Genomic DNA, 2,469 nt, shown 5'->3' with positions numbered 1-2,469 from the left:
GGTGTATATCGAACCGCGTTGTCGACCAGGATCATCATGACCCGCTCGACCACACTCTGGTTGCCTTTCAAGACCAAGAGGTCGTCCTCGAAGTTCGTCCTCACCTGGATATTCTTCCGATGAGCAAGCGATACGATCCTGGGCTCCAGTGCACGTAGCGACTCTCCGAGCTCAAATAGTTCGCTCGGAGGCAGGTTGTCATTTGCGGATGATCTTGCAAGAGTCAATAAATCTTCGATGACCCGCGTCATATAATCCGCCTCCAAAATGATATGGTTCAGCGTCCTACGAGCTGTGTCAGGCTGGCTGTCACCCATCAGCAAAACCTCGGCGGAGGCCTTAACGACCGCGGTCGGGGTCCTCAGTTCGTGGGATGCATCCGCAGTAAATTGCTTGATCCTCTCGTAGGAGCCTGCAATCCGGTCCAGCATCCCGTTGATCGTCTCAGAAAGACGATCCAACTCGTCCCCCGTCCCCGTAATCGTCAGCCGTCGTTCAAGATTGTTCGCATCAATCGAATTTGTCGCGCGGGTAATCTCTTGGATCGGCAATAATGCTCGTCCGCCCATCCAATATCCTGTGCCTGCCGCGAAAAGCCCCGCCAGCGGCGTGATGAGTACAAGCAGCCAGGCGAAACCTGTGAGCAACTCATGGTATTCCGTCTGGTCCACAGCAACTTGCAGCACAAACAGGTATGGCCCAACATGCACGTGACGGCTCATCGTCCTGTATGAGCGAGAGCCGACTTTGAGGTTCCCTGCTGTCGCCCCCTCAGACAGTTGCACACGCGGAATCATTGCCATCTGATCTGGCTGATAAATGAGGGTTCCCGTCTGATCGATAGCCCGAAACATCCGGTTCCGAGGAAGAAGCGCAGCGTGTTCCCGCAGCTCTTCTCCCAGGTTGTCCATCTGCTTGATGTCAAGCTTGTGACGCAAGAAGGCTTCAATCCCGTTGATGCCGGCATTCAGTTCCTGGTCGGCGACCCGCCGCACGCCCTGGACGGCCGCCAGGTAAATTCCGCAACTCAGCAATGCAATGGTGATTGCCACAACCGCGGCATACCAGACAGTCAAACGGGTACGGATCGAGAGGGACTTCATAACTTATCCGAAGCCAAACGGTAACCGAAACCACGTACCGTGTGGATCAATTTCACCTCAAAGCCATCGTCAATCTTCGAGCGTAGCTGCTTCATAAATGCATCCAAAGTGTTGTTTTCGACAGTCCTCTCATAACCCCAGACCGCGTTGATAATGGAATCGCGACGCAGGACCGAATTAGGACGACGCATCATGTATTCCAGTAGCAGATATTCAGTACGCGTAAGCTGTATTGACGTTCCAGACCGGCTCGCATGGTGTGTGACCGGATCAAGCTTCAGGTCTTCGATCTGGTAGTGCACGGAAGGCATCCGGGTCTGCCGCCGAGCCAGGGCTCGTAGACGCGCAAACAGCTCTTCGAATGCAAACGGCTTCGTCATATAGTCGTCGACACCACAATCAAGCCCATCGACGACATCGGTTATCGTGTCCCGGGCAGTCAACATCAGAACCGGGGTGCCGATATTGCGGGCGCGTAGACCGCGAGCGACCTCGAGCCCATTCAAGCCCGGCAGCATGATATCCAGGATAATCAGCTCGAACTCATGTTCAGAAGCAATCTCCAGCCCCTCGCTTCCAGAAGTTGCCAGGACCGGAAGATACGACTTCTTCTCGAGCGCATCCTTCAGAAGCGGCCCCATCCTTGGATCATCTTCGACAACAAGAATCCTCATGCACCCAGCCTATCGCCTAAAACGTGAGCTGCGCTCCGAACTGAACTCTGCGTGCGGGCATCGCCGCCGTCGGACGAGCAAAGAAAGCAGATCGGATATTCCCTACATACGTGGTGTAGGAAGTCGTGTTGCTGACATTGAAGACATCGATCGACAGGCCGACCTTCGCCTTTACGTCTCCATTTTTCAGTCCCAGTTCGTTCTCTTTACCCCAATGAAGATCAAGCGCCGCGGTCCGGCCTCCCTGCAGCGTATTTCGCGATACACCATCGGGCCGTGCATTTAGAAGACCGGTATTATAGCGATCAAGACCGGCGGTCTTTGTGTAAGGCAGACCGGAATACAGTTTCACGGCGACGCCCAGGTTCACCCAGTGATCTCCATTGAATGCGCCAAGCATGTTGAAGCGATGTCGCTGGTCAAGATCGGAACGGCCATACTCTCCAGCCAGCGAATATTGGTTTGCCGGAAACCAAGTCACGCCGCCAGTATCGTTGTTCGTGTGGCTGTAGGTGTACTGCGTCATTCCCGAAAACCAGCGGCCGGCTTTTCCCTGAAGGGTGAAGTCGAATGTATTTCCAATCTGTTTTCCGCGTGACTCCATCTGTCGCACAATCCCAAAATCCCCGTCGGGAACAACCGTGTAAGCCGGCGGCAAGGGCGCGTTTACATTTCTCGACCGCAGAAGCGAT

At 54.6% G+C, this 2,469-nt stretch carries 2 protein-coding genes and 1 pseudogene; all 3 read right to left on the bottom strand.

Features of this window, described 5'->3' with window-relative positions; all coding sequences use genetic code 11:
- A partial coding sequence (locus AB4043_RS22360; protein WP_442308136.1) for a histidine kinase dimerization/phospho-acceptor domain-containing protein occupies window positions 1-1,103 on the bottom strand: 1,103 nt, incomplete at its 3' end.
- Entirely contained in the window at window positions 1,100-1,777 is a 678-nt protein-coding gene (locus AB4043_RS22355) for a response regulator transcription factor (RefSeq protein WP_442299325.1), read from the bottom strand. The genes AB4043_RS22355 and AB4043_RS22360, both read right to left, overlap by 4 nt.
- Window positions 1,778-1,793: 16 nt before the next feature.
- Window positions 1,794-2,469 (bottom strand): annotated as a pseudogene (locus AB4043_RS22350) (TonB-dependent receptor); the annotation flags it as partial.

Source organism: Terriglobus sp. YAF25 (assembly GCF_052113305.1).
In the GTDB taxonomy this organism is placed as follows: Bacteria; Acidobacteriota; Terriglobia; order Terriglobales; family Acidobacteriaceae; genus Terriglobus.
The sequence above is the reverse complement of the archived record's forward strand: the minus strand, read 5'-3'. Positions and strand labels throughout refer to the sequence as shown.

What these genes read in the sequence shown, in the direction of transcription:
- AB4043_RS22355 (WP_442299325.1), bottom strand. Translation starts at nt 1,777, where the DNA reads ATGAGGATTCTTGTTGTCGAAGATGATCCAAGGATGGGGCCGCTTCTG.